The organism is Iodidimonas nitroreducens (assembly GCA_000710935.1).
Taxonomy (GTDB): Bacteria; Pseudomonadota; Alphaproteobacteria; order Sphingomonadales; family Rhodothalassiaceae; genus Iodidimonas; species Iodidimonas nitroreducens.
In genome coordinates this window covers 206,072-232,800 of record BAYV01000015.1, presented here as the reverse complement: position 1 = coordinate 232,800, position 26,729 = coordinate 206,072, and the positions used below count along the sequence as shown (strand labels likewise).

At 59.2% G+C, this 26,729-nt stretch carries 20 protein-coding genes; 14 read left to right on the top strand and 6 right to left on the bottom strand.

Going from position 1 to position 26,729, the window contains the following annotated elements:
* Positions 1–66: 66 nt before the first annotated feature.
* The 9 genes from mraY to ftsZ all read left to right on the top strand — a co-directional run bounded on the left by mraY (position 67) and on the right by ftsZ (position 11,062).
* Entirely contained in the window at positions 67–1,143 is a 1,077-nt protein-coding gene (gene mraY / locus AQ1_RS08185; protein ID WP_042086187.1) for a phospho-N-acetylmuramoyl-pentapeptide-transferase, read from the top strand.
* A gap of 4 nt (positions 1,144–1,147) precedes the next feature.
* A complete protein-coding gene (murD, locus tag AQ1_RS08180) occupies positions 1,148–2,557 on the top strand; it encodes a UDP-N-acetylmuramoyl-L-alanine--D-glutamate ligase (protein WP_042086083.1) in 1,410 nt (469 codons plus the stop codon).
* A complete protein-coding gene (ftsW, locus tag AQ1_RS08175; RefSeq protein ID WP_042086081.1) occupies positions 2,554–3,699 on the top strand; it encodes a putative lipid II flippase FtsW in 1,146 nt (381 codons plus the stop codon). The genes murD and ftsW overlap by 4 nt, the downstream gene beginning before the upstream one ends.
* Positions 3,696–4,838, top strand: a complete 1,143-nt coding sequence (murG, locus tag AQ1_RS08170) for an undecaprenyldiphospho-muramoylpentapeptide beta-N-acetylglucosaminyltransferase (RefSeq protein WP_042086079.1) — start codon at positions 3,696–3,698, stop codon at positions 4,836–4,838. The genes ftsW and murG overlap by 4 nt, the downstream gene beginning before the upstream one ends.
* Positions 4,831–6,300 carry a UDP-N-acetylmuramate--L-alanine ligase gene (murC, locus tag AQ1_RS08165; RefSeq protein ID WP_042086077.1) on the top strand — a complete coding sequence of 490 codons (1,470 nt, stop codon included), beginning with the start codon at positions 4,831–4,833 and terminating at the stop codon, positions 6,298–6,300. The genes murG and murC overlap by 8 nt, the downstream gene beginning before the upstream one ends.
* Complete coding sequence (gene murB, locus AQ1_RS08160) at positions 6,297–7,223, top strand: UDP-N-acetylmuramate dehydrogenase (RefSeq protein WP_462687116.1); 927 nt, start codon at positions 6,297–6,299, stop codon at positions 7,221–7,223. Before murC ends, murB begins: the two co-directional genes overlap by 4 nt.
* On the top strand, positions 7,220–8,032 hold the full coding sequence (locus AQ1_RS08155; RefSeq protein WP_052371119.1) for a cell division protein FtsQ/DivIB: 813 nt from the start codon (positions 7,220–7,222) through the stop codon (positions 8,030–8,032). The genes murB and AQ1_RS08155 overlap by 4 nt, the downstream gene beginning before the upstream one ends.
* Positions 8,029–9,282 carry a cell division protein FtsA gene (ftsA, locus tag AQ1_RS08150; protein ID WP_042086076.1) on the top strand — a complete coding sequence of 418 codons (1,254 nt, stop codon included), beginning with the start codon at positions 8,029–8,031 and terminating at the stop codon, positions 9,280–9,282. The genes AQ1_RS08155 and ftsA overlap by 4 nt, the downstream gene beginning before the upstream one ends.
* 76 nt (positions 9,283–9,358) lie before the next feature.
* Entirely contained in the window at positions 9,359–11,062 is a 1,704-nt protein-coding gene (gene ftsZ, locus AQ1_RS08145) for a cell division protein FtsZ (RefSeq protein WP_042086074.1), read from the top strand.
* Between the two features lie 87 nt (positions 11,063–11,149).
* On the opposite strand, the gene AQ1_RS08140 is transcribed toward ftsZ, so the two are convergent.
* Positions 11,150–11,569 (bottom strand): helix-turn-helix domain-containing protein, encoded by a 420-nt coding sequence (locus AQ1_RS08140; RefSeq protein WP_161760501.1) that lies wholly within the window; start codon positions 11,567–11,569, stop codon positions 11,150–11,152.
* Positions 11,570–11,796: 227 nt separating this feature from the next.
* On the opposite strand from AQ1_RS08140, the gene AQ1_RS08135 reads away from it, so the two are divergent.
* The 4 genes from AQ1_RS08135 to AQ1_RS08120 all read left to right on the top strand — a co-directional run bounded on the left by AQ1_RS08135 (position 11,797) and on the right by AQ1_RS08120 (position 16,889).
* On the top strand, positions 11,797–12,672 hold the full coding sequence (locus AQ1_RS08135) for an outer membrane protein assembly factor BamD (protein ID WP_081837183.1): 876 nt from the start codon (positions 11,797–11,799) through the stop codon (positions 12,670–12,672).
* Positions 12,673–12,740: 68 nt separating this feature from the next.
* The gene (gene recN / locus AQ1_RS08130; RefSeq protein ID WP_042086072.1) at positions 12,741–14,438 is read left to right on the top strand and encodes a DNA repair protein RecN; all 1,698 of its coding nucleotides are present in this window, start codon (positions 12,741–12,743) and stop codon (positions 14,436–14,438) included.
* Positions 14,439–14,453: 15 nt separating this feature from the next.
* Positions 14,454–16,547, top strand: a complete 2,094-nt coding sequence (ligA, locus tag AQ1_RS08125; RefSeq protein ID WP_042086070.1) for an NAD-dependent DNA ligase LigA — start codon at positions 14,454–14,456, stop codon at positions 16,545–16,547.
* A 147-nt stretch (positions 16,548–16,694) separates the two neighbouring features.
* Positions 16,695–16,889: a hypothetical protein gene (locus AQ1_RS08120; protein ID WP_042086068.1), complete on the top strand. Its 195-nt coding sequence runs from the start codon at positions 16,695–16,697 to the stop codon at positions 16,887–16,889.
* A gap of 17 nt (positions 16,890–16,906) precedes the next feature.
* Here the strand turns inward: AQ1_RS08120 and AQ1_RS08115 are convergent, their stop codons facing one another.
* From AQ1_RS08115 to AQ1_RS08100, 4 genes are all read right to left on the bottom strand, one after another.
* Positions 16,907–17,839, bottom strand: coding sequence for a 50S ribosomal protein L11 methyltransferase (locus AQ1_RS08115; RefSeq protein ID WP_042086067.1), 933 nt, complete (start codon positions 17,837–17,839; stop codon positions 16,907–16,909).
* On the bottom strand, positions 17,836–20,274 hold the full coding sequence (locus AQ1_RS08110) for an ATP-dependent helicase (RefSeq protein WP_042086065.1): 2,439 nt from the start codon (positions 20,272–20,274) through the stop codon (positions 17,836–17,838). Before AQ1_RS08110 ends, AQ1_RS08115 begins: the two co-directional genes overlap by 4 nt.
* Before the next feature lie 76 nt (positions 20,275–20,350).
* On the bottom strand, positions 20,351–22,147 hold the full coding sequence (locus tag AQ1_RS08105; protein WP_052371116.1) for a chloride channel protein: 1,797 nt from the start codon (positions 22,145–22,147) through the stop codon (positions 20,351–20,353).
* Between the two features lie 32 nt (positions 22,148–22,179).
* Positions 22,180–22,674 (bottom strand): pentapeptide repeat-containing protein, encoded by a 495-nt coding sequence (locus AQ1_RS08100; protein ID WP_042086173.1) that lies wholly within the window; start codon positions 22,672–22,674, stop codon positions 22,180–22,182.
* 101 nt (positions 22,675–22,775) lie between these two features.
* Between AQ1_RS08100 and AQ1_RS08095 the strand changes: the two genes are divergently transcribed.
* Positions 22,776–26,495: an AsmA family protein gene (locus tag AQ1_RS08095; protein ID WP_042086064.1), complete on the top strand. Its 3,720-nt coding sequence runs from the start codon at positions 22,776–22,778 to the stop codon at positions 26,493–26,495.
* On the opposite strand, the gene AQ1_RS14875 is transcribed toward AQ1_RS08095, so the two are convergent.
* Positions 26,426–26,722: a ribbon-helix-helix domain-containing protein gene (locus AQ1_RS14875; protein ID WP_081837181.1), complete on the bottom strand. Its 297-nt coding sequence runs from the start codon at positions 26,720–26,722 to the stop codon at positions 26,426–26,428. The two genes, AQ1_RS08095 and AQ1_RS14875, sit on opposite strands and share 70 nt — an antisense overlap.
* Positions 26,723–26,729 lie beyond the last annotated feature (7 nt).

Below are 26,729 nucleotides of genomic sequence, written 5' to 3'. Positions count from 1 at the left end.
CCGCCGGTTATGGCCCCGCCGGTTATGGCCCCGCCGATTATGGTGAGGCAAAAAGGAACGATATGCATGCTCTATAATCTGTTGCTGCCATTGGCCGATGATTTTGCCCTGTTCAATCTGGTGCGCTATCTCACCTTCAGAACCGGGGCGGCGGTGCTGACAGCGATGCTGATCGCTTTGGTCATCGGGCCGGGCTTCATCCGTTGGCTGAAGAAGAAACAGAAAAAAGGCCAGCCCATCCGCAGCGATGGCCCGGCGGGCCATATTCTCACCAAAGCGGGCACCCCCACCATGGGGGGGCTGCTCATTCTGATCGGTTTGGTGTTCAGCACGCTTTTATGGGCGGATTTATCGAATCCTTATGTTTGGGCCTGCCTGGCGGTGACCGTTTGTTTCGGGGTGATCGGCTTTCTTGATGATTTTCTCAAAGTCACCAAGGCCAATCCGAAAGGGGTATCGGGGCGGCTGAAATTCATCATTGAAAGCGCCATTGCGATTGCCGTCAGCCTGTGGGTGGCCAGCATCGGTTCGCCGGGGCTGATGCTGCCCTTCATGAAGGATGTGATGATCAATCTGGGGTGGTTTTATCCCATTTTCGGGGTCATGGTCATTGTGGGCGCGGGCAATGCGGTCAATCTCACCGATGGTCTGGATGGTTTGGCAATCATGCCGGTGATCATTGCGGCTTCGGCCTTTGGGCTGATTGCTTATCTGGTGGGGAATGTCATTTATGCCGATTATCTGCAGATCAGCTATATTCGCGGTTCGGGCGAACTGGCTGTTTTTTGCGGAGCGATGATCGGCGCGGGTCTGGGCTTTTTATGGTTCAATGCCCCGCCTGCGATGGTTTTCATGGGCGATACCGGCAGTTTGTCCTTGGGGGGGGCTTTGGGGTCCGTTGCTTTGGTGACCAAGCATGAACTGGTGCTCGTGATCATTGGCGGGCTGTTTGTATTGGAAACCATATCGGTGATCGTGCAGGTGGCGAGCTTCAAGCTGACCGGTCGGCGGGTTTTCCGCATGGCCCCCCTGCATCATCATTTCGAGCATAAAGGCTGGTCGGAGCCCACCATCGTCATCCGCTTCTGGATCATTGCGCTTATTCTGGCCCTGATCGGGCTTGCCACCTTGAAGCTGAGATGAGCCGATGATCCCATTGCGCACATATGAAGGCAAAACCATCGGGGTTTTTGGATTGGCCCGCACCGGGCTTGCGGCGCTGTCGGCGCTTTTCGCATCCAAAGCCCGGGTTTTGGCCTATGATGATGCGCTGGCGCACAATCCCGGTGATCTTCGGATGAAAAGCCTGCCGGTGCCCCTCACCGATCTTTATGAGGCGGATTTCAGCCAACTCGATGCCCTGATGCTGGCCCCCGGTGTGCCGCTCACCCATCCGGCACCCCATCCGCTGGTTTTAAAGGCCCGGGCGGCCCATGTGCCGGTGATCGGCGATATCGAAATCTTTGCCAAAGCCCGAAGCGATCTGCCGCCCCATGGGCTGATCGCGGTCACCGGCACGAATGGCAAATCCACCACCGCCGCGCTTTTGGCGCATCTGTTTGCCGCCTGTGGCCGCGATGTGGCCTTGGCGGGCAATATCGGGATTCCGGTTCTGGGCTTAGAGGCTTTGGATGCGGGCGGCGTTTATGTTTTTGAGATGTCATCCTTCCAGATCGATCTCACCCACAGCCTTGATGCCGATGTGGCGATCCTTTTGAACATCAGCCCCGATCATCTGGAGCGCCATGGGGATATGGCGGGCTATGTGGCGGCGAAAGCGCGGCTTTTTCAGATGCAGGGGCCGCAGCATCTGGCGGTGATTTCGGTGGATGATCCCTGGGGCGCAGAGCTAGCCCGGCGCCTACCCCAAAGAACGGTGCCGATCTCGGTGCGCCAGCCCCTTGATCATGGGGTTTATGTGACGGATGGGGGCGATCTGATCGATGCCCGCTCCTTAGCCGAAGGGGCAAGGCTCATCGGCTCCTTGGGCGATCTTCCCACCTTGCGCGGGCGGCATAATTGGCAGAATGCGGCAGCGGCTTATGTGGCGGGGCTGGAATTGGGGCTGGATGCTGCCGGGATCATGGCATCTTTTGCCAGCTTTCCCGGCCTTGCCCATCGCTGCGAGCGGGTGGGCGTGGCCGATGATGTGGTTTATATCAATGATTCCAAAGCCACCAATATCGATGCCGCCGCCACGGCTTTGGCCGCTTTTGATCAGATCCGCTGGATTGCCGGGGGGCGGGCGAAATCCACCGATCTGGCGCCCTTGGAACCCTTTTTCGGCAGGATCAAAAAAGCCTATCTGCTGGGGGAAGCCGCCCCGGATTTTGCCAAAGCCCTTGATGGCAAGCTTGATCATGTGGTTTGCGGCACGATGGCGGCGGCGGTAGCAGCGGCCATTCATGATGCCCGCCCCGGCGAAACCGTGCTGCTGTCGCCGGCTTGTGCAAGCTTTGATCATTATCGCGATTTTGAAGCCCGGGGCGATGATTTTCGGGCCATCGTGCGGCGGCTTTTGCCTCATGTTACCGGCCCTGACGAGGTGCGGTCATGACCCTCCTTTCGCGCGCCGATGAAAGCCTGCTGGCCCGCTGGTGGTGGACCGTGGATCGCAAGCTTTTATTCATCCTTTTAAGCCTGTTGTCGGCGGGGCTGATCTTAAGCTTCGGGGCCTCGACCCCGGTTGCCGAACGCCTTCATCTGCCGATTTTCTATTTTGCCAAGCGCCAGCTCGTTTTCCTGCTGGCGGGGATCGCGATCATGATCGGGGTGTCGTTATTATCGCCACGGATGATCCGGCGCACCGGGATCATCATGTTTTTCATCAGCCTTATTCTGGTGATGCTCACTTTGATCATGGGGGCCGAATATAATGGGGCGAAGCGCTGGATCAGCCTTGGCAGTTTCAGCCTGCAACCATCGGAATTTTTAAAGCCATCCTTCATCATCCTGTCGGCCTGGCTTTGTGCCGGGGCGATGAATGATCAAAGCTTCCCCGGTCGGCGGATCGCTTTGGGGCTGTTTATCCTCAGCGCCGGGCTTTTGGTGGCGCAGCCCGATATGGGGCAAACGGTTCTTCTGGGGCTTATCTGGTCGATGCAGCTTGTGCTGGCCGGATTGCCGCTTTTTTGGATCGGGCTTTTGATCCTTGGCGGTTGCGCCGGGCTCGCGCTGGCTTATCTGCTGATCCCGCATGTGACATCGCGCATCGACCGGTTTTTCAATCCCGCGAGCGGCGATACCTATCAGATCGATACGGCCCTCAATGCCTTTCGGGCGGGCGGGCTTTTTGGTCGCGGGCCGGGGGAAGGGGCGGTGAAAAAGGTGCTGCCCGATGCCCATACCGATTATATTTTCGCGGTGGCGGGCGAAGAATTCGGCACCTTTGCCTGTCTGATCATTTTAGGGCTTTTCTCGGCCATCGTGCTGCGCAGCCTGATGCGCCTCACCGAAGAAGATGATCCCTTCACCATTCTGGCGGTGAGCGGGCTGATTGCCCTGTTCGGCTTGCAGGCGATGATCAATATCGGTGTCAATCTTGCCCTGCTGCCCGCCAAAGGCATGACCTTGCCGTTCATTTCCTATGGCGGATCATCGATGCTGGCCCTCACATGGGGGATGGGCATGGTGCTGGCCCTCACCCGGCAAAATCGGTTCGAGCGTCGCTCAAGCCTTGGTCCGGGGGTTTGGACATGAGCACGGCCCGTTCATCATTGCGCAGAAAAGAGCCCTTGAAGGTGGCGATTGCCGCCGGGGGCACCGGGGGGCATATGATGCCCGCTTATGCCTTGGCTTTGGAACTGGCCAGACGCGGCCATGAAACAGTGCTTTTTTCCGATGCGCGGGGGGTGGATGTGCCCGGCATTTTCCGCAATCAGCAACCGGTTTTGCTGGAATGCGGGCGGATGACCGGGGGGATTGCGATCCGCCTGCGGGCACTTTATCGGGTTATCGGCAATATCGGGGCGGCGCGGCGGGCCTTGCGCCATCATGCTCCGGATCTGGTGATCGGCTTTGGCGGCTATCCCGCTTTGTCGGCCCTGTTGGCGGCGCGCAGCCTTGGCATTGCTTTATGCCTCCATGAACAAAATGCGATCATGGGTCGGGTCAATCGGCTGATGGCGCGCTTTGCCTCTGCAATTGCCTTGTCTTATGAACCCACGAAAAGGCTCAAGGCAGCAGGGCGCAAAAAGGCGGTGCTGACCGGCAATCCGGTGCGCGATCAGGTGGCGGCTTTGGCGCAAAAGCCTTTTCCGCCCCTTGATACCGATCATATGCTGCGGCTTTTGGTGGTGGGGGGCAGCCAGGGCGCGCGGGTTTTGTCAGATAGGGTGCCTGATGCCCTGTCGCTTTTGCCGCCGCATTTAAAAAACAGATTGCAGGTGACCCAGCAATGCCGGGCCGAAGATCTGGAGCGGGTGCGCGGCCGCTATCAGGAGGCGGGCATTGCCGCCGAACTGGCCAGCTTCATCGAAGATCTGCCCGAGCGTTTATTCTGGTGCCATCTGGTCATTAGCCGGGCCGGGGCCACCACTTTGGCGGAATTAACGGCAGCCGGGCGACCGGCGATCCTAGTGCCTTTGCCCGGGGCCACCGATGATCATCAAACCGCCAATGCCCATCATCTGGTGGAGGCAGGGGGCGCGTGGCTGATGCCGGAATCCGCATTGAGCGCCAAGATGCTGGCCCGGCAGATCCAGAAGCTGGCCCTTGATCCCCCTTCCTTACGCAAAGCCGCCGCCGCTGCCAAAAGTCAGGGCGTGCCGGATGCCGCCCTGCGGCTTGCCGATCTGATCGAAACCACTGCCGCCGGAAAGGGAGAGCCTCATGAATAAGAACATTCCCTTTGATATCGGGCTCATCCATTTCATCGGCATTGGCGGGATCGGCATGTCGGGCATTGCCGAGGTGATGCATAATCTGGGCTATCGGGTGCAGGGCAGCGATATTGCCAGCAATGCCAATGTGGATCGCCTGCGCGCTTTTGGCCTGTCTGTTTTCATCGGCCATGATGCCGATCATCTGGGCGAGGCCGGTGTGGTTGTGGTGTCATCGGCGATCCGGGCCGATAATCCTGAATTGCGTGAAGCCCGCGAACGCCAGATTCCGGTGGTGCGGCGGGCGGAAATGCTGGCCGAACTGATGCGCCTTAAATGGTGCGTTTCGGTGGCGGGCACCCATGGCAAAACCACCACCACATCGCTTTGTGCGGCGGTATTGGATGCGGGCGGCTTTGATCCCACGGTGATCAATGGCGGGATCATCAATGCTTATGGCACCAATGCCCGTTTGGGTGAAGGCGATTGGATGGTGGTGGAAGCCGATGAATCCGATGGCACCTTTGTGAAGCTTCCGGCCACCCTCGCCGTCGTCACCAATATCGATCCGGAACATCTTGATTTTTATGGTGATTTCGATACAGAGCGGGCGGCTTTTCGCACCTTTGCCGAGAATATCCCCTTTTATGGCGCGGCGATTTTGTGCATCGATCATCCCGAGGTGCAATCCCTGATGGCGGCCATCAATGATCGGCGGATCATCACCTATGGCTTTTCAAAACAGGCGGATGTGCGGGCCATCGATCTGAATTTCAGCGCGGGCGGGGCGGATTTCGCCGTTGAAATCGCTGATCGCCACAATGAAACGACACGCCGCATCCCGGATCTGCGTCTGCCGATGCCGGGGCATCATAATGTGCAAAATGCTTTGGCGGCGATTGCGGTAGGCCTTGAAATGGGGCTCGATGATGCCAGCCTGCGCCGGGCGCTGTCAGATTTTCGCGGGGTAAAGCGCCGCTTCAGCCTGATCGATGCGGTGGATGGCATCACCATCGTTGATGATTATGGGCATCATCCGGTTGAAATCGCCGCCGTCTTGGGTGCGGCCCGGCAGGCCTATGCCGGGCGGATCGTGGCGGTGGTGCAGCCCCATCGCTATTCCCGGCTGTATAATCTGTTCGATGATTTCTGCACCTGTTTCAATCATGCGGATCATGTGCTGGTCACCCCGGTTTATGAAGCCGGAGAAACCCCGATCGAGGGGGCCCATGCCGAAGATCTGGTGCGCGGATTGAAGGCGCATGGCCATCGTTCGGTGATGGCGGTGGCTGATGAGGCGGCATTGGCAGTGATGCTGGCCGATCTTTTCGCCGATCAGCCCGATCCATCGGGCCATCGCGAAAAGGATCGCGAAGATGTGGTGATCTGCTTGGGCGCCGGATCGATCACCCGCTGGGCCCATGCGCTTCCCGAAAGCCTGCGGGCGGCTTTGGCTGATCGCCGGAGGACCAGCCCATGATGACAGCGCAGCAGGGGGATTTGATGGATCGCCTGCCGCAGGTTAGGGGCAGGCTGCAAAGCCATGTTTCTTTGGCCCGCTATAGCTGGTTTCGCACGGGTGGCCCGGCGGAGGTTTTTTATGAACCCGCCGATGAGGCCGATCTGTGCGCATTTCTGAAGGCCCTGCCCCCCGATGTGCCGCTGACCGTGCTGGGTTTGGGATCGAATATTCTGATCCGCGATGGCGGTATCGATGGGGTGGTGATCCGTTTGGGCAAATCCCTTGGGGATATCCGCTCTGATGGCGTGGATCTGGTGGCGGGCGCAGGGGCATCCGATTTTGCGGTGGCCAATCTGGCCCGGGATCGGGCTGTTGCTGGCCTTGAATTTTTGCGCGGGGTGCCCGGCTCCATCGGCGGCTCGGTGCGGATGAATGCCGGGGCTTATGGCCGCGATATGGCCGATGTGCTGGTGGCGGCGCGGATCGCGGATCGCTTTGGTGAAGTGCAGCAGGTTTTGGCCGTAGACTTGGGTTTCTCCTATCGCCATAGCGCTTTGCCCGAGGGGGATATCGTTTTATCCGCCCATCTGCGCGGGGTGCCCGGTGCCCCCGATGCGATAGCCCGGCGCATGGCCGAAATTTCTGCCGAACGCGATCTGGCCCAGCCCTTGCGCACCCGCACCGGTGGATCGAGCTTTAAAAACCCGCCGGGGGAAAAGGCCTGGCGCCTGATCGATCAGGCCGGCTGCCGGGGTTTGACATTGGGCGGCGCGCAGATTTCTGAAAAACACACCAATTTCCTGATCAATACTGGAACGGCCAGTGCCGATGATCTGGAAAAGCTGGGGGAAGACGTGCGCGCCCGGGTGAAAGCCATGTGCGGCATCGATCTGGAATGGGAAATCCGCATCATCGGCAAAGCGGCAGGGGGGATGCGATGAGCCTGTTGCGCCCCACCGCTGCCCGGGTGAAGGCGATCATCATGATCGGCCTTGGGTTGGCCCTTTTGCTGGCCTTGCACAGCTATGGCCCCCTATTGCAGGGCCAGATGATGCAGAATTTTGCCCGGCTGCAAAATGATATGGGCCTCGTTATCAGATCGGTGGATGTGGAAGGGGCGGTCCATACCCCCGATAGCGCCCTGCAGGAAGCCTTGCGCGATGTGCGGGGCCAAACCTTTGATGCCGTTTCTTTGGATGCCCTGAAAACCCGGCTGGAAGCCATCAGCTGGGTGCGCCGGGCCATGGTGGAACGCCGCCTGCCGGATCGGCTGGTCATTCATCTTGATGAGCGGGTGCCCTTCGCCCTGTGGCAGAAGGATCGCATTCTGGGGCTGGTGGATCGGGATGGCGTTGTTTTGAGCCATGATGATCTCGCCCGCTGGCGCGATCTGCCCCTGATCGTGGGGGATGGGGCACCCCGTGCCGCCGATGGCATTCTCGCGATCATCGCCCAAACACCCGAACTGGCCCACCGGGTTGCGGCTCTGATCCGGGTGGGGGATCGCCGCTGGGATATCAAGATGAGCGATGGCATCCTGCTGCGCCTGCCCGCCGAACCCGGGCCGGATGATCGCCGCAATGGCTGGACAGCGGAACAGGCATGGCTGCGCTTTGCGGCGCTGGAAAAGCAATATGATCTGCTGAAGCGGGCGATCAGCCTTGTGGATCTGCGCCTCGAGGATCGTTTGGCGGTGCGGCTCGATGCCGAAGGCAGGCTGTTGGGTCTGGCCGAAGGGGAAAGCCTATGAGCGCCGACCGGCAGGGGCTGATCGCCGCCCTTGATGTGGGCAGCAGCAAGGTGGGGTGTTTCATCGCCCGGATGGACCCCCAACAGGGGCTTACGATTCTGGGGGTTGGCCATCGTTTATGTGTGGGGGTGAAGGGCGGTGCGGTCGTCGATATCATCGAAGCCGAGCGCGCCATCCGCGCCGCCGTGCAGCAGGCCGAGACGCTGGCCGGGGAAACGGTGGAATCGGTGATCGTGAGTTTCAGCGCCGGGCAATTGCAAAGTCAGGTGATCGAAGTGGATGTGGCCATCGATGGCCATCGGGTGGAAGAGGCCGATATCGCCCGGGTGCTGGCCGAAGCCCGGGCCGCCATTGATCCCGGTGATCGGGTGGTGATCCATGCTTTTCCGGCCTGTTTTGGGATTGATGGTTCTTATGGCGTGCGGGCACCGGTGGGGATGTATGGCGATCGGCTGGCGGTGACCATGCATGTGGTGTCGGCGGCCGCGGGGCCGGTGCGCAATCTGGAAAGCGCCATCCAGAAAGCGCATCTTACGGTCTCGCGCTTTGTGGCCGGGCCTTATGCATCGGGGCTTGCCACCCTTGTAGAGGATGAGCGCGATCTGGGCGCTGCGGTGGTGGATCTGGGGGCGGGGTCCACACAGATCGCGGTTTTTGCGGCGGGGGCGATGGTGCATCTGGATATCGTGCCTTTGGGTGCGGGCCATGTGACCCAGGATATCGCCCGGGGCCTCATCACCCCCCTTGATCATGCCGAGCGATTGAAAACCGTTCATGGCAATGCCATCCAATCGGCTCAGGATGATCGTGAAGACATCACGGTGCCGCAGATGGGCGAAACCGAATTCGATGAGGATGGGGCGAGCCAGATCAGCCGATCCGCCCTGACCGGGATCATTCAGCCCAGACTTGAGGAAATTCTTGAATTCGTGCGAGATCGTCTGGTGGCTTCGGGCTTTGAAGGCACCGGCGCGCGGCGGGTGGTGCTGACGGGTGGCGGCGCACAGATGCCGGGCATCAGGGATCTGGCCCAAACCATTCTGGATAAGCAGGTGCGGATCGGCAAGCCGGTGCGGATTGCCGGATCGCCCGATGCCACATCGGGCCCGGCCTTTGCCACCTGCACGGGGCTGCTTTTGTTTTCAATACTTGCGCCAAAGGAAGCTTTGGAGATGCAAGCAGACAAAAGCCGGGCAGAGCCGCAGGGGCCATGGGCCCGCATGGGACGATGGTTGAAAGACAATTTTTGAAATCAGCGCGACCGGGCAGGGCAGGCCGGCGCACAATGCCCCGAAAGGGGAGCCATAGCAGGAAAGGAGAAGCCCAATGTCGATCGAACTGACAATGCCGGAATTGACCGAGCTTCAGCCACGGATCACCGTGATGGGGGTGGGTGGCGCTGGCGGCAATGCCGTCAATAACATGATCCGATCCGATCTTCAGGGCGTGAGCTTTGTGGTCGCCAATACCGATGCGCAATCCTTGTCCAATAGCCAATGTGAGGCGCGCATTCAGCTTGGCGTTGAAAGCACGCGGGGCCTTGGGGCCGGATCGAAACCCGAAGTGGGCGAACGGGCGGCGGAAGAAACCCTGTCGCAGATCGAGCAATATCTCGATGGTTGCCATATGCTGTTTTTGGCGGCAGGCATGGGGGGCGGCACCGGCACCGGGGCGACGCCGGTGATTGCCCGGGCGGCCCGTGAGCGCGGTATTCTCACGGTTGGGGTGGTCACCAAACCCTTCAGCTTTGAAGGCAATCGGCGGATGAAATCGGCCGAAGCGGGGATCGCCGAACTGCAAAAGCATGTGGATACGCTGATCGTTATCCCCAATCAGAATCTGTTTCGCATCGCCACCGAAAAAACCACCTTCCAGGATGCCTTTGGGATGGCGGATGAGGTGCTGAATTCCGGCGTGCGGGGGATCACCGATCTGATGGTCATGCCCGGCCTGATCAATCTGGATTTCGCCGATGTGCGCACGGTGATGAGCGAAATGGGCAAAGCCATGATGGGCACCGGCGAAGCCGATGGCGAGCGCCGGGCCATCGATGCCGCCGAGGCCGCGATTTCCAATCCCCTGCTTGATGAAGTCTCCCTGAAGGGCGCCAAGGGTGTGATTATCAATATCACCGGCGGCATGGATCTCACCTTGTTCGAGGTGGATGAAGCGGCCCGGCATATCCGCGAGCAGGTGGATGAGGATGCCAATATCATCGTCGGCTCGGCCTTCAATGAAGCCCTGAATGGCCAGATTCGCGTTTCGGTGGTGGCCACCGGGATCGAAAGCGATGCCGCTCAGTTGGCCGTTGCTACGCCAGCTTCGGCGCATGTGGTTAATTTCTCGCGCCCGCAGCGCCAAGGGGGCGCGATGGGCACCGCCGCTTCAACCCAGCTTCGCCATGAAGGGGCGGCGGCCCGGGCCATCGAGGATAAGAACGCCCCCCATGAAGACGAGGCGGCCCTGTTGGCAGTGGAAGAGATGGCGGCCGATGAAAGCCTATCGCAGGCCGCCGATGATGTGCTGATGTCCGAGCCGGAGTCCGAATCAGAAACTGCGGCAAATCCCATGGAAAGCGCAGAAGATCAGGCGGTCTCCAGCGATGCCATCAATGTCTCGGAACCCGCGCCATTGGATGAGGATGTGTTCATCGCCCCCCCGCCACAGGTTCCTCATTCCTTATCCGAACCCCAGGGAACGCCTGATGTGTTCGCCCAGGCGGCTTTTGAAAATGGAGCACGGAAAAGGGCGCGGGATATTCCGGCCGAAGCATCGCAATCCGATGAACCGCGCATGGAACGCGGGCGCGGGCTGTTTCGTCGGATGGCAGCCTTCGGCAGCCGTCAGCCCGCAGCCGATAAGGCGGATGGCGCGGGGTCAGCCGGGGATGCCGCCGCTTTAAAGGATGGGGCAAAAGACGGAGCGAAAAGCAGTCTGGGCAGGCTTCAGCCCGAAGATCGGCCGGTGCCCAGCAAGCGCGGGGATGAACAGCTTGAAATCCCCGCTTTTTTGCGCCGCCAGATCAACTGATCCCGATCCGGTTTGATCCTTAAAGATCATGAAGGCCGCAGCCGCTTTTTCGCTGGCTGTGGCCTTTATTATGAACAGGCTTTTGGCTTAACGCGGGCCATGGGGTTCGGTGCTGAGGATGCGCACCAATGAGCGGATGGAATTGCGCACCCGGGGATCGCGCAGGGCGTTGATCTCCTTGGCGGTCAGCACCACATCTTCCGATGTGATCGGCAGGGCCTGATGGCTGGTGGATTGATCGATGCTGGAGAAAAATTCTGCAACCTCAAGCCCCAGCGCCCGGGCCAGAATATAAAGGCGGCCAGCGGTGATTCGATTGGTGCCATTTTCATATTTCTGCACCTGCTGATAGGAAATGCCCAAAGCCTGCGCCAGTTCCTGCTGGGTTACCCCACGCTGCTGGCGCTTTGTCTTGATACAAAGCCCCACCTGATGATCAACACGATTGGCAAGGCTGGTCAGGTTGTTTTTATCTGATGGATCATCGTTTGTGTTCGCATGTCTCATGATCATGTCGTCCTCATACGCATAGAGCGGCTTTACAAGTTTATGGGGCCCCGGCCTTTTGTGCTTTGCGTAAAAAGCCCCCCGATGTTATGGCTGTTTCAACTAAACATTTGCCCCGCGCTTTGGTGCGATATGCTATAAGCGGGTGCACATCGCTGCCTGCGGGACGGTTGATATTACCAATGGTAGTGCAGCCAAGGTTATGACAACTCGGTGGATATGTATAGATGAGATTTTCCGGAAAAGACATTCAGCAAAAAAGTGTAGCCTTATGCCTGCCCTTAGCGCGCGCGTCCCGGCTTTCTCCTCCGCTGTTTTTAGTGGCGAGTTTGCTGCTGCTGTTTGTGTTATCGGCTTGTTCCAGCAATGAAAAAGATACCTATGTCGCGCGCGATGTGGAAACGCTGTATAATCTTGGCTATATGAGCCTTGAAAAAAAGCGCTGGAAGATGGCGGCGGGCGCTTTCGATGAAGTGGAACGCCAGCACCCCTATTCCGTGTGGGCGCGCCAATCCCAGCTTATGGGTGCTTATGCGCTTTATATGGATGATGAATATGACAGCGCCATTCTGGCGGCTGAGCGGTTCCTGTCCTTGCATCCCGGCAACAGCCATGCCGCTTATGCGCATTATCTGATCGGCATCAGTTATTATGAGCAGATTTCCGATGTTTATCGCGATCAGCGGATCACTGAACAGGCGGCACAGGCGCTCACCGAAGTGGTGCGGCGTTATCCTGAAAGTGAATATGCCCGCGATGCGACCTTAAAGCTTGATCTGGTTTATGATCAATTGGCTGCCAAGGATATGGATGTGGGCCGCTTTTATCTGAATCAGGAACAATATCTGGCGGCGATGGGCCGCTTCCAGCATGTGCTCGATGCCTATGGTACCACCAGCCATGTGCCCGAAGCGCTGCACCGGATGGTGGAATGCTTTACCGCTTTGGGGGTGACGAGCGAAGCCCAGAAATATGCTGCGGTGCTGGGCCATAATGCCCCCAACAGCCAATGGTACAAGCGTTCTTATGCCATGGTTACTGGCGAAGATCCCAATGTGCCCACAGAAAACCGCAGCTTTTTTGCCCGCATTTTCGGTAATTGAGCATGATCCCCGGCCTTTGTTTCCTGTTGTCACCGGCCTGGAAATGGGCGCGCTAAGGGGCTTGGGTCATGCTGCTCAGCCTTGTCATTCGCGATATTGTGCTCATCGAGCATTTAGAGCTTGGTTTTAATGAAGGTTTGACCGTGCTGACCGGTGAAACCGGCGCGGGTAAATCGATCCTCCTCGATTCCTTAGGGCTCGCCATCGGTGCCCGGGCGGAAACGTCTTTGGTGCGGCAAGGCGCCAAGCGCGGATCGGTCACCGCCAGCTTTGCGGTGCCCGCATCCCATCCGGCCCGGCGTTATCTGGATGATCAGGATTTCATTCTTGAAGATGATCTGTTGATCCTGCGCCGGGTGATCAATGCCGATGGCGGCAGCCGGGCTTTTGTCAATGATCAGCCCAGCTCGGTGGCGGTGTTGCGGGCTTTGGGCGATCTGCTGATCGAAGTGCATGGCCAGCATGATGATCGGGGCCTGCTTGATGCCGCCGGTCATCGCGATCTGCTTGATGCTTTTGGCGGCCATGGGGCGGTGCTGAAGGCTGTGGCGGCGTCTTATGATGCTTTAAGCCGGGCTGAAGCGGCCTTATCAGAGGCCGAAGCCCAACATGCCGCCTTGCGCGCCGATGAAGATTTCATGCGCCATGCCTTGGCCGAATTGCAAGCCTTGGCCCCCGAGCCGGGGGAGGAGGAACGCCTGGCCATGGCCCGGGCGCAGATGATGCAGGGCGAAAAGCTGGCGGTTTTATTGGCTGAAATCCGTGAAGAGCTCTCAGCCGACAGTGGCTTTGAAGCCCAATTGCGCGGGGCCTTGCGGCGGCTGGAACGCCTTGATGTTGAGGCGCAGGCCCTATTGGAGCCGGTGCTTACCCCCCTTAATCGGGCCGCTTTGGAAGCTGCCGAGGGCATGGCCGCCCTTGGTCGGGTTGAGGCGGATCTCGATTTTGATCCCCATTGGCTTGAACAAACCGAGGAACGGCTGTTTGCTCTGCGGGCAGCGGGGCGCAAGCATAAATGCCCGCCCGATGATCTGCCCGATCTGCAAAAGCGCATGGCGGCTGCAATCGCATCTCTTGATGACAATGAACATGATCTGGCGGATCGGCGTCGGGCGCTGGATGCGGCCCGGGCCGCTTTTGCTGATCAGGTGGCCGCCCTTCATGCTGCCCGCCGCGAAGCCGCTGCCCGGCTTGATCAGGCAGTGATGGCGGAATTGCCGCCCCTAAAGCTTGAAAAGGCCCGGTTTCAAACCGAAATCACCGCGCTGGCCCAAGATCATTGGGTGCGCCATGGCGGCGATCATGTGGCCTTTGCCATTTCCACCAATCCCGGCGCGCCTTTCGGGCCTTTGATCAAGATCGCTTCCGGGGGCGAATTGGCACGCTTCATTCTGGCTTTGAAGGTGGCTTTGGCCAGCCGGATGAGCGCCGATAGCCTTGTTTTTGATGAGGTGGATCGCGGCATTGGCGGGGCCACCGCCGATGCCGTGGGCGAGCGGCTGGCCCGGCTGGCGGCCCGGGCACAGGTGCTGGTGGTGACCCATTCCCCACAGGTGGCGGCGCGGGGCGATACCCATTTCCAGATCAGCAAATCCGAGATCAGGGAATCTTTAGCAGGCACGACGGACGACGGCCAGATGCGGACCGATGTGCTGGCCCTTGACCCCGAGAGCCGCCGCGAGGAAATCGCCCGGATGCTGTCTGGGGCGGCCATTACCGATGAGGCGCGGGCCGCCGCCAGCAGCCTGATGAAACGATCCGCCTGAAGAAATGCCCATCAGATGACCGAAGACACCTATGCCCATATCCCGGTTGAAAAGCTGGATGACAATCAGGCCCGGCATGAGTTGGCCCGCTTGGCGGATGAGATCGCGCACCATGATGCGCTTTATCACAAAACGGACAGGCCTGAGATAACCGATGCCGATTATGATCAGTTACGGAAGCGTAATGAAAAAATCGAAGCCCGCTTTCCCGATCTGATCCGCGATGATAGCCCCTCAAAGCGGGTTGGGGCGGCGCCATCGGAGGCCTTTTCCAAAGTCATCCATGCCGTGCCCATGTTGTCATTGGCCAATGCCTTTGACAGCGGCGACATCGAAGATTTCATGTCTCGACTCCGGCGTTTTCTGATGCTCGATGCAAGCGATGCGCTGGTTTTTACCGGCGAGCCGAAGATCGATGGCTTATCGGCCAGCCTGCGCTATGAAGCCGGCGTTCTGGTCCAGGGGGCCACCCGGGGCGATGGCGCTGTGGGTGAGGATATTACCCGCAATGTTCATGAAATCGCGGCGATCCCCAAAAAACTCAAAGGCGATCACATCCCTGAGATCGTTGAGATCCGGGGCGAAATCTATATGGGCAAGGCAGATTTTCTGGCCCTGAACGACCGGCAGATCAAGGAGGGAAAGCCAGCCTTCGCCAATCCGCGCAATGCGGCGGCGGGGTCTGTGCGGCAATTGGACCCGAGCGTGACCAAAGCCCGGCCTTTGGGCTTTTTCGCCTATGGCTGGGGCGAACTATCCGATCGCCCCTTTGCCACCCAATCCGAGGCTTTGGCGCAGTTTAAGGCCTGGGGTTTTGCGGTGTGCGAACACAGCGAAACTCTGCCCGATCCCCAGGCGATCATGGCCCATTATGGGCGATTGGCAGCCCTGCGTGCCGATCTTGATTATGATATCGATGGCGTTGTCTATAAGGTGGATCGTCTTGATCTGCAAAGCCGTTTGGGCTTTATCAGCCGCAGCCCGCGCTGGGCGATTGCCTATAAATTCCCGGCGGAAGAAGCGCAAACCATCCTTTTGGCGGTGGAATGGCAGGTGGGGCGCACCGGGGCGCTGACCCCGGTGGCAAAGCTGCAACCGGTGACGGTGGGGGGCGTGATGGTCCGCAATGCCAGCCTTCATAATAGCGATGAAATCCAAAGATTGGGCCTGCGGATCGGGGATCGGGTGACGATCCAAAGGGCGGGGGATGTGATCCCCAAAGTCATCGCCGTGATAGAGGGCGGCCCCCGCGATGAAACGCAGGCCATCCCCATCCCCACATATTGCCCGATCTGCCATGCCGAAGCCCGGCGCGAAGGCGATGATGTGGTGATCCGCTGCACCGGCGGATTGACCTGCCCCGCCCAAAGGGTGGAGCGGCTGCGCCATTTCGTTTCCCGCGATGCGATGGATATCGAAGGCTTGGGAAAAAAGCAGATCAAGGCCTTTTTCGATGGGGGCCTGATCGAAACCCCGGCGGATATTTATACGCTGGAAACCCGCAATGTAACCTTGAAGATCGAAGCGATGCCGGGCTGGGGCGCGCAATCGGCGGCCAATCTGTTTGCTGCCATCGCGGCGCGGCGCACGGTTGTTCTGGATCGCTTCATCTATGCCTTGGGCATTCATCATGTGGGGCAGAGCACGGCCCGGCTGCTGGCCCGCCATTGGCCGGATTTTGGCGATTTGCGCAGCCTTTTTGCCGGTGAGCGGGCAGCGGCCATGGAAGCCCTTATGACACTTGATGGCGTGGGGGAGAAAATGGCGACGGCAATCATCGATTTTTTCCATGAAAAGCATAATCAGGAGGTGATCGATGCTCTGCTCGCTCAGATTACGCTAGAGCCCCTGAAGGAACAGGCGGGCCACAGCCCGCTCAAGGGGAAGCTGCTGGTGTTCACCGGATCGCTGACCCAAATGAGCCGAGCGGAATGCAAGGCCCGGGCGGAAAGCCTGGGCGCGAAGGTGGTGGACTCTGTATCCAAAAATACCGATCTGGTGATTGCCGGAACGGCTGCGGGCTCGAAATTGAAAAAGGCGCAGGCCCTAGGCATTGACATCAAGGATGAACAGGGTTGGCTCGATCTTCTGAAGGCGATTGCGCCTTAAGCATTATGCTCTCATCGGGATGATCGCCCCTATGACCCATGCGTTAAACGCATAGCTGAAATGCTTTGAATTGACCTACTCAAGGCCGGGACAAAGGCACATATGTGCGGTGCAACATAATAGTTTCACCCTATGAAAGGACCGCACATGTTTAGCACCGTTTCTGAAAATGCCCGCCTTGTGGTCAATGGCCTGTTTGGCCGTTCCTATGGCTTTTTTGATTATCTGATCGAAAATGGCCAGTTGAGCGCGACCCCATCGGCCGACATTCATCTGTTCGCAAAGCCCGCCAAAGCTGCCGCGCTCGCAAGCCCGTCGGTGATCGAACAGCAGGCCGCCTAAGCCCTTAAAGTCAAAATCTATCTTGATTTTTTGAGCAGCAGGCTCGGCCAATCGGCGATTTGCAGGCGGCCTTCCAACCGAAAACCCCGGGCGCGATAGGCCGCCAGAACCGCCGTCTCTTGCGATTGCAATAATCCCGCTAAAATCAATCGCCCGCCGGGGGCGATGCCGGCGCTGATGGCGGCGGCCATGCTGATCAGGGGGCCTGCCAGAATATTGGCGGTCACCAGATCAAAGGGCCCCGCCCGGCGCAGGCTGCGATGCTTCATCCCTGGCGCGGTGATGACCTGAAGCCCATGCCCGGCGCGGCGATGCCGGGTTTGGCGCAGATGATTGACCGCGCCATTCTCTGCTGCGGTGCGGCTGGCGATGGGATCAATATCGCTGGCCATCACCCCTTTGCGCCAAAGCTGCGCCATGGCCATCGCCAAAACCCCCGATCCACAGCCCAGATCGAGCAGGGCGCGGGGGTGGCCCGCTTGATTTCGACGGCTGCGGCGGGCCAATTGATCCAGCATCAACAGGCAGCCTTTGGTGGTGGCATGCTGGCCGGTGCCGAACGCCTGACCCGCTTCGATCTGCAGATTGATGCCAAAGGCCCGGCGTTTGGCGCGATCATGGCTGCCATGCACCAGCACCCGACCGGCGATCACCGGCGCCAGCAGTTTCTGGCTTTCGCTCACCCAATCCCGATCTTCCAAAGCCTCGAGCACCAAGGGGCCGAGCCCCAGGCCTTCATCCTCGGCCCACTGGTTGAGCGCGGCCTCCAAGGGGTCTGGATCGGGCTTTTTTTGCAGGCAGGCTTCAATCTGCCACAGGCGATCTTCGGTGATTTCAAAGGTGGACAGGGTCGCATCCTCGTCAAAAGGGATGAGGGCATCCTCAAAAAGCCCTTCAATCGCGGCCACGGCATGGGGCGGGGCGGTGATCCATAATTTCCAGCCGCTCATGAGGATGTCACAAAACTGTCGAGCACATGCTTTACCCCGGAATGTTCAAAATCGATGTGCAGCTTGTGGCCCGAAATCTCGATGATCTCGCCATAGCCGAATTTTTCGTGAAACACCCGCTCGCCTATGGTGAAGGCGGGTGCGGCAGCCTGATCGGCTGATGGATGGCCGGATTTTCGCGAGTCCATGGCCTGCAAACCCACACCCTGCAAACCATGGGCCCGGCGCGAGGATCGGCGCACCCGGTCGCCGCGTCCCTCCACATTTTGGCGCGCGCCATGGGCTTGGGCCCGCGCCCAGCCCGGCCCCCGGGCGGGTTCGGTATCATAGCCCTGAAAGCCGCCCCAGGCCTTGCCCCCGTCCCAGCTTTGATCCCCCACCATGCGCGGGGATCGCGATTGGCCATAAAGTCCTTGTTGCAGATGCTCTTCGATATGCTGGGGGTTGAGATCTTCGATGAAGCGGGATGGCAGGCTCGATTGCCATTGGCCAAAAATCTGGCGATTGGCGGCAAAAAGGATGATCGCGCGCTTTTTAGCGCGGGTGATCCCCACATAGCCAAGGCGACGTTCTTCCTCAAGGGCGCTCAGCCCGCCTTCATCCATGGAGCGTTGATTGGGAAAAACCCCTTCTTCCCAGCCGGGCAGGAACACGGTGTCAAATTCCAGCCCCTTGGCGGCATGAAGGGTCATGATCGTCAGCTTTTCAAGGCCTGATGCCTCCTGATTGTCCATCACAAGGCTGATATGTTCCAGAAATCCGTTGAGGCTGTCGAATTCGCGCATCGCCCCCACCAGTTCGCGCAGGTTTTCAAGGCGGCCGCTGGCATCGGGGGATTTATCCTTCTGCCACATCTCGACAATGCCTGAGTCTTCCAAAATCAGCTCGGTCAGGCTGGGATGATCAAGCTGATCGATCTGTTCGCGCCAGCGCTTGAAATCTTCAAGGAAATGCGCCAGCGCCCGCCGCGCCTGTGGCCGCAGATCCTCGCTGCCGATAAGCTGAGCGGCGGCCCGGCTCATGGATGTGCCCTCGGCCCGGGCCAGCCGGTTGATCATCTGCAAGGCTGCCGTGCCCAGCCCGCGTTTGGGCAGATTGATGATGCGTTCAAAAGCCAGATCATCATCGGGCTGCACCAAAAGGCGCAAATAGGCAAGGGCATCGCGAATTTCCGCCCGCTCATAAAAGCGCGGCCCACCGATCACCCGATAAGGAATGCCAAGGGTGATCATCCGTTCTTCAAATTCGCGGGTTTGAAAACCGGCGCGCACCAATATGGCCATCTCTGATAAAGAATCGCCCTGCCTTTGCCGATCTTCCACCAGATCGCCCACCGTGCGGGCTTCTTCATTGGCATCCCACAGCCCGCGCAGGTCGATCTTTTCGCCCGCGCCCGCCTCGGTCCACAGGCTTTTGCCAAGGCGCGATGCATTGGCGGCGATCAGGGATGAAGCCGCCCCCAGAATATGCCCGGTGGAGCGGTAATTCTGTTCCAGACGGATCACCTTGGCCCCGGGGAAATCCTGATCAAAGCGCAAGATATTGCCCACTTCCGCGCCACGCCAGCCATAGATGGATTGATCATCATCCCCCACACAGCAGATATGCCGGGGTTCAGTCTCCGGCCTTTGCGCCAAAAGCCGCAGCCACAGATATTGCGCCACATTGGTATCCTGATACTCATCCACCAGCAAAAAGCGCGCGCGCCGCTGGATGCTGGCCAGAATATCCCGATGATTTTGCATCAGGGTGATCATATGAAGGATCAGATCACCAAAATCGCAGGCATTGATCTGTAAAAGCCGCTCCTGATATTGCCGGTAAAGGCTAAGGCCCTTGCCCTCGGCAAAGCTCATGCCTTCGGCTTGGGGCACGGTTTGTGGGGTCAGCGCCCGGTTTTTCCAGCGATCGATCAGCCCCGCCAAAAGCCGTGCGGGCCAGCGTTTTTCGTCGATATCCTCGGCCCGGATCAGTTGTTTGAGCAGGCGGATCTGATCATCGCTATCAAGGATGGTGAAATTGGATTTGAGCCCGGCGCGTTCGGCATAATGGCGCAGCCAGCGGGCAGAGATGGAATGAAAGGTGCCCAAAGCCATGCCCGCCGCCGGGCGGCCCAAAAGATGCTCCACCCGCTCACGCATTTCCCGGGCGGCTTTGTTGGTGAAGGTGACGGCCAGAATTTCACCGGGATGGGCATGGCCGGTGGCGATCAGATGGGCAATGCGGGTGGTGAGCACACGGGTTTTCCCGGTGCCGGCGCCAGCGAGCACCAGAACCGGCCCCAAAAGGCTTAAAACAGCATCGCGCTGGGCCGGATTGAGCCCCGAAAGCCATGGCGGCTCGCCAGCAGGATTGGCCCCGGAATTGGCCCCGGATGCGGCCCCGGTCCCGCCAGACGGCGCATCATCTTGAAAATCAAATGGATCAGAATTCATGGATGGCTTTGTAATCATTTGCGGGGCTTTTGACTAGAGCGCATCGGCCCTATCCTTGCGGACTTGCGCCTTAAACTCAACCTTGGCCATGGCTGTGGAGCAGGGCGCGGGTATAGGCTTTCAAAACATCCTCATGATGCAAAAGCCCGATCAGGATGCGATCATTGGGATCAGACAGCACCGGCAGGATCGGCTCGCCTGTTCGCTCCAAAAGCCCAAGGCTTTGTTCCAAACTATCAAAGGCATAAACCACCGCCGGATTGGCGCGCACAATCTCGGCAGCGCGCACCAGATGATCAAGTTCGGGATCAAAGGCCTCATCAGGCAGATCAGACAGGGAAATGATGCCCAAAAGCGCCCCCGCATCATCAGTGACCATCAGCTTGCCGCCGCCCTGAGCCATCAGAACATGCCGAACCTCGAAAATACTGGCCTGAGGTTTGACGGAAATCACATCCGTGCGCATCACTTCCTTGGTGCCGGTGGATTTCAAAAGATAGGATGCCTTGCCCGCTTCCAAACTCAGCCCCCGGCGCAAAAGCTGCTTCAGGAAAAAAGAGGGCGCATAGGAAAAATGGGTGATCATCGATGAAATGGCAGCGGCCACCATCACCGCCAAAGTCACCTCATAATCGCCGGTCATCTCGAAAATGATCAGCATGGTTGACATGGGTGCCCCCAGAATGGCCGAAGCAAAAGCCCCCATGCCCACCACTGCATAAACCCCGGGATCAGACACCAGACCGGGAAAAGCCTGTGCGAGGCCGAGGCCAAAAGCTCCCCCCAGCATGGCCCCGATGAACAGGGATGGAGAAAAAACGCCGGTGCCGAAACCGGCGGCAAAGCACAGGGCCGTGAGCAGGATTTTCCCCCCCAAAAGCACCAGCAGGATATTGAGCTCATAGCTGCCTTTGAGCGCCAGATCGGCCCCTTCATAGCCCACGCCGATGATTTCGGGCAGCCAGATCGCCACCACCCCCACACAGAGCCCGGCCAAGGGCGGCAAGCTCCATTCGGGAAGGGATTTATGGGGGCGGGAAAGCAGCGCCTGCCGGGCATCGATCATTTTAAAGATGAGATACATGAAGAGGATGGCCATAAGCGCCGAGACGATCCCCAAAACCCCGAAGGCGGGAAATTCCCACAAAGACATGATCTGCAGATCGGGCAAGGTGAAGGCGGGGGTATTGCCCAGATGGATGCGCGAGACCACGGTGCCCGCCACCCCGGCCAGAACAATGGGCGCAAAGGCATGAAGGGCATAATGGCCGACCACCACTTCCAAAGCGAACAATACGCCCGCAATCGGTGCATTGAACGAAGCCGCAACACCGCTGGCCACCCCACAGCCGATAAGGGTGCGGGTGATGGCCGGGGTGAGATGCAGGCGATCCCCAATGAACGCAGCCAAAGCCGCTGCCAGATGCACCACCGGGCCTTCGCGCCCCACCGAAGCGCCAAAGCCCAAAGCCGTGGCATTGGAAAAGGCATTGGCAAGGGCGGATCGGATGGGCATCCGGCCATCGCGCAGGGCCACCGCCTCGATTACCTCCGCCACCCCCAGCGGTCGTTTTTCGGGCATCAGAAAGCGCAAAAGCCCGGCCACCAGAAACCCGCCGGCAATGGGGATCAGCATGATCTGCCACCATGGCATCAAGGCCAGCCCGCCGATCAGATGATCACCATCGGCACCGAAAAGAAAAAGGCTCCAGCCATTGATCAAAAGCCGAAAGCCAATCGCCCCATAGCCTGCGAGGATACCGGTGAGCAAAGCGAGGAGAAACAGGATGGAATGATCAAAGCGCAGCCGCCCCAAAAGGCGCTTGGCACCCCCGCGCAGCTTCAGGATCGATCGTTTTTGGGACCATTTCATCCGAAACCTCATGGATCGGTAGAAGGAAGCCGTTATTTGCAGCGACCAATCGAGCCTTCAGCGCAGCGGGTGGTGCCATCCACCCACAGACTGTTGGAAAAATCGGTTTGATAAAGATCGGCCCCATTGAGCCGGGCCCCGCTTAAATCAGCCCCGCGAAGGATGGTTTGATAAAGCCGCGCGCCCCTGAGATCGGCCCCGCTTAAATCGGCTTTGCTCAGATCCGCCTTGGTGAAATCGGCATTGGCAAGGTTCGCCCCATCAAGCTTTACCCCCAGCATGATCGCGGAAACGAATTTGGCGTCGCGGGCATCCACATCGCTCATCACCGCCCCGGTGAAATTGGAGCGCGTAAAGGTGCTTTCCCGCAGGATGGCGTTTTTAATATCCACCTCCTGATATTGGCTGCCGGTCATGAAGCATCGGATCCATGAAGCCCCGGGCCGGGCGGCATCGGTGCATCCCGCATGAACCGGAGCGGCCAATAGCAGGAACAGGAGGACGATAAGATATTTGATGAAGGGCATGATCAATGCAGCTCTTTCCTGATAGCCTTTGGGGCATGGGATGTGCCATTGATCACTGATAGGCAGTGCGGGGCGCGGTTGCAAGTACGAGGCGACGAGGGATGCAGGAAGACGAGCAGCAAAAACCCCCTAAATCCAGCCTGAACAGTGTCTTTTGGCGCAGGGCGGGCTGGGCGATGCTCGGCCTTGTTCTCAGCCTGCTGGTGCTGGCGATGATCGCCCCGCTGTTCATCGATTGGAATGCCTATCGCCCCCGGATGGAGGCAGCCCTTGCCGCGGCCACCGGGCGGGATGTGGTGATCGGCGGGGATTTATCTGTGCGCACCGTGCCTGCTTTGGCCCTGCGCGCGGGGGATGTGCGGATCGGCAATCATGAGGGGGGTGTGGCCGCCAATCTGGTGGCGATGGATCGTTTTGATGTGGTGATCGCGCTTTTCCCGCTTTTAAAGGGCGATCTGAAAATCCGCCGGATCGAGCTTCTTGCCCCTATTGTGGCTTTGGAGCGGAGCGCGGATGGCCGGGAGAATTGGCGGCTGCCGATTTTTTTGCCACCTGAAGCCGGAGAGCCTTCCGCAGCCGCATCGCCAACCGGGACGAGCGGTGATCGCGATCGCTTCAGCCTTGATGATCTGCGAATCAAAAACGGCGCAGTGCGCTATCATGATCATCAATCGGACAGGACTTTCCATCTGAATGAGATCGATATCGCGCTGGAGGTGCAGGCTTTGGCGGGGCCCTATCGCCTTCAAATGGCGGCGCAATCAGGCGATATTCCTCTTGAACTGGAACTGAAAGCGGATCGCTTTGCCCCGGATCGGCGCACGCCTTTATCGGTGCGGCTCGAAATTGATGAAGCGCGGTTCGGTCTTTCAGGTTGGATCAGGCAAAAGGCCGTCCCCCTATCCGATGCCGATCTTCTTTCATCCGGGGGCGCGTTACCCGATTTTTCGTTCAAGCTTGATGCAAAAACCGATGATCTGGGTCAATTTTTTGGAGATTTCGAGGCGGTGGGCCGTGCTTTTTTGCCCATCGCATGGCTTCAGGCCATCCAAAATCTGCCCCAAACCCCCGGGCTGGATAAAGCTTTTGATCTGAAGGCCCGGTTGCTATCGGATGGATCGCTGACACTGGATGATCTGCGCGGTAATTTTGGCAAAACCGGTTTTGATGGCCGGGGCCAATATGTGCCCGGCGCGGCCCCCCGGCTGGCCGTGGATTTTCATGCCGATCAGCTTGACCTCGATCCTTTTTTCGCCGCCTCTCCATCGCCAAAAACCGATGGCCGCACCGCGTTTAAGCCTGATGTGGGGGATGAGACATCGCTTTTGCCCGCTGATCTGGCGCTCGATCTTTCGGTGGCCATCGATGCCGCACGCTATCGCGATCAAGTGATCAGCCGCATTGGGTTCAAAGCCCATGCCGATGAAGGGGCTGTGGTGATCGATGAGGCCGCGGCCAATCTGCCCGGCGCATCCGATCTGTCATTCAAAGGGCAGCTCAAGGGATCACGGGCCGTGCCAAAGCTTGAGGGCGAGATGGCTGCATCCTCAAGCAATCTGCGGGCTTTGCTCGGCTGGTTGGGGATCGAGCCCATAGCCGCATCCGATGGCCCGCAAGAGGTGCTCAACCGTTTTTCAGTCTCTGCCCATGTCGCTGTCGACCCCACAATGCTGGCGCTTGATGATCTGGCTTTGGTGCTCGATGCCAGCCGCATCAGCGGGCGTCTGGCCCTCAGCGGTCTTGATGGTCGCTTGGGATTGGCCGCCGATCTGGAACTTGATCGCCTTGATCTTGATGATTATCTCGGCCCCGCCCCGGCGGATGCTCCGCCCTTCAGCCTCAAATCCATGGCGGAAATGGCCAATGAGGGCTTAAAGCAGATTGCGCCTTATGATCTGGATCTGAAGCTCAAGGCCCGGCGATTGACCATCATGGGGCAAATCCTGCGCGATATCAGCCTTGGTGCGCAAACGCTGAATGCGGGGGATCAAAAGGCGGCATTCACCATCGAATCCCTCGATCTCAAAGGCCCGGCAGAAAGCAGCCTTGGCTTATCCGGCGGTTTTCGGACCGGGGACGGGGTGCCTGTGGTCGATGGCTTGATCCGGCTCGCGAGCCCCGATCCTGCCGCCCTTCTGGCGCAGTTGAAAGCGGGGGGGGCGGATATATCCGCGCTTGAACTGATCGCTGATCTGGGGCCTGTGGCGATTGAAGGGCGCATCACCGGGCCCTTGGCTGATACCGAGATGGACATGACCGCCCGGCTGGCCGGGGGGCGGATGACCCTGCGCGGCAAGCCCGGGCCTTTGGGGCTGGCCCCGGATGGCCCCATTGATCTTGCCCTTGGCTTTGATCATCCATCCCATCGGGCGCTGGCCGAACGCTTTCATCTGCCCGCTTATGCCACGGGGGATGCCTTGCCCGTGCATCTGGAGATGCGCTTGGGCGGCCTGCTTTCGGCGGCCGACTTTGTGGGCGAGGGGCGGTTGCTGGGCGGTCAGCTGGAATTTTCGGGGCATGTTTCCCGGGGGTTTTCGACCGATCGCCTGATCGATGTCACCCTTCGCGCCCGGCATCCTGCATTGGGGGCTTTCTTGCGGCAATTGATCCCCGATCATCAGCCCCCGGCCCGGGATTTGGGTGATGTTCTGCTGGCCTTGAAAGCCCGCCACAGTGGGGATGAAGGGCTGGCGATCAATCTGCAGCCATCGCATCTGGGGCAAACCACGCTTGCGGGCAGCTTGCACATCAAACCACAGGAAAAGCGGCCTTTCTGGCAGGTGGATCTGGAATTGGGGGATGTGGTAGCGGCGGATTTTGGGGGCGCTAAGGGGGCGGGGGCTCCATCCTCAAAAAGCCCCATGGAATGGTCCCATGTGCCTTTTGATGCATCGGCACTGGCGCATCTTGATGGCCGGTTTCAGATCCGGGCGAAAAGCCTGCGCCATGGCGCTGTTCTTTTGACGAAACCGGCCTTTGATGGCCGCCTTCAGGATGCAGTATTAACCATCGAAAGCATCGATGCCGGGCTTTTTGGCGGTCATTTTCTGGCCACAGGGCAGGTGGATGCCACAGCCATGCCCGCGATTGCTATTGATTTTAATGGGCAATCTTTGGCGATGGCCGAAGTGATGCAAAGCCTTTTTGGCTATCAAACCCTCTCCGGGCGGGCGGCGATCAAGGGGAGCCTTTCGGCACAAGGGGCATCGCCCTTTGATCTGGTTTCGGCCCTGAAGGGGCGGGCGCGGCTTGATATGGCCGATGGGGCGATCAGGGCCTTTGATCTGCCCGGATTGATCAGCCGCATTCAATCGGCCAAAAAACCGGCCGATCTGGCAGGTTTGGCGCAGCGATCCTTTGGCGGTGGGCGCACCGCTTTCAGCCATTTGGGGGCGGATTTAGTGGCCGACAAAGGCATGATCAGCAGCGATCAGATCAGGGCCGATCTGGCGGGTGGGGGGCTTGATGGTCGCGCCACCCTTGATCTGGCGGCCTGGGCCCTGTCGATGAAGGGCAAGGTGGCTTTGGGCGCTTTCCCCAAAGCGCCGGCCATCGGCTTTGATCTGGGGGGATCGCTGGCGGGGCCACGGGCGGCTTTTGATACCGATCCCCTGCAACGCTGGTTGGCGGGGCGCTTGGTTGGTGATGTATTCAGGCGGCTTCAACTGCCCGGCAAAGGGCAATTGCGGGTGCCCGAAATCGTGGGGGGACCAGAAGATGGGTCGGAAAATATCAATGACATGGATCGCGATCAATCCCCCGATGCATCCTCATCCCCTGTTCCTGATCCATCCGGCTCTGCTTCCTCTGGCCCGGATTGATGGGCTCGCGCCTTTAATTGATCCAGCACGAACAGGCGCAGGGCGCTGGATAGATTGCCGCGCCTTTGATGATCGATCTCAGTGATCAGGCCATTGATCGATTGATGACGGATGGCGGCGAGATTTTTCAGTTCCGACCAGAAGGCAGGTTCCAGCGAAATGCTGGTCCGATGCCCGCTGATCATCACCGAGCGCTTGATCGGGCCGATGTCATCGCCCTCATTCATCTTTTGC

What these genes read in the sequence shown, in the direction of transcription:
- mraY (WP_042086187.1), top strand. Translation starts at nt 67, where the DNA reads ATGCTCTATAATCTGTTGCTGCCATTGGCCGATGATTTTGCCCTGTTC.
- murD (WP_042086083.1), top strand. Translation starts at nt 1,148, where the DNA reads ATGATCCCATTGCGCACATATGAAGGCAAAACCATCGGGGTTTTTGGA.
- ftsW (WP_042086081.1), top strand. Translation starts at nt 2,554, where the DNA reads ATGACCCTCCTTTCGCGCGCCGATGAAAGCCTGCTGGCCCGCTGGTGG.
- murG (WP_042086079.1), top strand. Translation starts at nt 3,696, where the DNA reads ATGAGCACGGCCCGTTCATCATTGCGCAGAAAAGAGCCCTTGAAGGTG.
- murC (WP_042086077.1), top strand. Translation starts at nt 4,831, where the DNA reads ATGAATAAGAACATTCCCTTTGATATCGGGCTCATCCATTTCATCGGC.
- murB (WP_462687116.1), top strand. Translation starts at nt 6,297, where the DNA reads ATGATGACAGCGCAGCAGGGGGATTTGATGGATCGCCTGCCGCAGGTT.
- AQ1_RS08155 (WP_052371119.1), top strand. Translation starts at nt 7,220, where the DNA reads ATGAGCCTGTTGCGCCCCACCGCTGCCCGGGTGAAGGCGATCATCATG.
- ftsA (WP_042086076.1), top strand. Translation starts at nt 8,029, where the DNA reads ATGAGCGCCGACCGGCAGGGGCTGATCGCCGCCCTTGATGTGGGCAGC.
- ftsZ (WP_042086074.1), top strand. Translation starts at nt 9,359, where the DNA reads ATGTCGATCGAACTGACAATGCCGGAATTGACCGAGCTTCAGCCACGG.
- AQ1_RS08140 (WP_161760501.1), bottom strand. Translation starts at nt 11,569, where the DNA reads ATGAGACATGCGAACACAAACGATGATCCATCAGATAAAAACAACCTG.
- AQ1_RS08135 (WP_081837183.1), top strand. Translation starts at nt 11,797, where the DNA reads ATGAGATTTTCCGGAAAAGACATTCAGCAAAAAAGTGTAGCCTTATGC.
- recN (WP_042086072.1), top strand. Translation starts at nt 12,741, where the DNA reads ATGCTGCTCAGCCTTGTCATTCGCGATATTGTGCTCATCGAGCATTTA.
- ligA (WP_042086070.1), top strand. Translation starts at nt 14,454, where the DNA reads ATGACCGAAGACACCTATGCCCATATCCCGGTTGAAAAGCTGGATGAC.
- AQ1_RS08120 (WP_042086068.1), top strand. Translation starts at nt 16,695, where the DNA reads ATGTTTAGCACCGTTTCTGAAAATGCCCGCCTTGTGGTCAATGGCCTG.
- AQ1_RS08115 (WP_042086067.1), bottom strand. Translation starts at nt 17,839, where the DNA reads ATGAGCGGCTGGAAATTATGGATCACCGCCCCGCCCCATGCCGTGGCC.
- AQ1_RS08110 (WP_042086065.1), bottom strand. Translation starts at nt 20,274, where the DNA reads ATGAATTCTGATCCATTTGATTTTCAAGATGATGCGCCGTCTGGCGGG.
- AQ1_RS08105 (WP_052371116.1), bottom strand. Translation starts at nt 22,147, where the DNA reads ATGAAATGGTCCCAAAAACGATCGATCCTGAAGCTGCGCGGGGGTGCC.
- AQ1_RS08100 (WP_042086173.1), bottom strand. Translation starts at nt 22,674, where the DNA reads ATGCCCTTCATCAAATATCTTATCGTCCTCCTGTTCCTGCTATTGGCC.
- AQ1_RS08095 (WP_042086064.1), top strand. Translation starts at nt 22,776, where the DNA reads ATGCAGGAAGACGAGCAGCAAAAACCCCCTAAATCCAGCCTGAACAGT.
- AQ1_RS14875 (WP_081837181.1), bottom strand. Translation starts at nt 26,722, where the DNA reads ATGAATGAGGGCGATGACATCGGCCCGATCAAGCGCTCGGTGATGATC.